The organism is Paenibacillus apis (genome assembly GCF_018333295.1).
GTDB lineage: Bacteria > Bacillota > Bacilli > Paenibacillales > Paenibacillaceae > Fontibacillus > Fontibacillus antibioticophila.
Map to the genome: position 1 here is coordinate 1 of NZ_BORS01000065.1, position 308 is coordinate 308.

The 308-nt window shown below is 54.9% G+C and carries 2 rRNA genes; both read right to left on the minus strand.

The window, feature by feature from the left end:
- Positions 1 to 66, minus strand: a 5S ribosomal RNA gene (rrf, locus tag KI362_RS25330); the annotation flags it as partial.
- Between the two features lie 155 nt (positions 67 to 221).
- A 16S ribosomal RNA gene (locus tag KI362_RS25335) occupies positions 222 to 308 on the minus strand; the annotation flags it as partial.

Below are 308 nucleotides of genomic sequence, written 5' to 3' on the forward strand. Positions count from 1 at the left end.
GCTGGAGGGCTTAACGGTCGTGTTCGGGATGGGTACGCGTGGAACCCCTCCGCCATCGTCACCAAACGCGCGAGAGTTGAACTCTCAAAACTGACCAACGAGTGAGTAACAGGCCTAAGACCTGATTCGGTTGCTTTGCTTACGCAAAGCGATTGATCCGGCAGCTTGCGCTGACCGAACGTATTTGAATGTCTTCGCTCTCCGAAGACGATTCTCCATAGAAAGGAGGTGATCCAGCCGCACCTTCCGATACGGCTACCTTGTTACGACTTCACCCCAATCATCTACCCCACCTTCGGCGGCTGGCT